The sequence below is a fragment of the Bradyrhizobium sp. NBAIM08 genome, assembly GCF_020193935.1.
In the GTDB taxonomy this organism is placed as follows: domain Bacteria; phylum Pseudomonadota; class Alphaproteobacteria; order Rhizobiales; family Xanthobacteraceae; genus Bradyrhizobium; species Bradyrhizobium yuanmingense.
In genome coordinates, this window is the sequence record NZ_JADYVR010000629.1 from 1 (window position 1) to 426 (window position 426).

Sequence of the window (426 nt, forward strand, 5' to 3'; positions counted from 1 at the left end):
GCCACGCACGTCCCCAATCGGCTCAACGTCGGTCAACGCTACCTTGCCGGCCTCGGCGCATAGCGCGGGTGAAAGCGTTTGCCCGATGAGCAGTGCCTCCGTATTCGGCCCGCGAACCACGGTCGGCGCCAGGCAGCCGAGGGCCACTCGCGCGTTCCGGATCACCTCCCCTTCGAGATCGAGCACGATGGCGAAGTGGATCACCGAGATTGCCTGGGCTCGCCGCAGACCAAGCTTGACGAACACGCCCCGTTCCGAGGGCTTCATCTTCGGGATCACGATCGAGGTGACGAGCTCGTCCGGCTGCAGCAGAGTCTGGCGAAAGCCGGGGTAGAAGTCGGCCAGGCGAACCGTGCGTTGGCCCCGAACGCTGGCAAGCGTGATCGAAGCATCCAGCGCGATCAGCGCCGAAATCGTGTCGTTGGC

Annotated in this window: 1 protein-coding gene; it reads right to left on the reverse strand. The window is 65.3% G+C overall.

All coding sequences use genetic code 11. From position 1 onward, the window contains the following. Positions 1-426 (reverse strand): xanthine dehydrogenase family protein subunit M (locus tag I6F37_RS41290; RefSeq protein WP_225154563.1); only part of this gene is annotated, 426 nt, incomplete at both ends.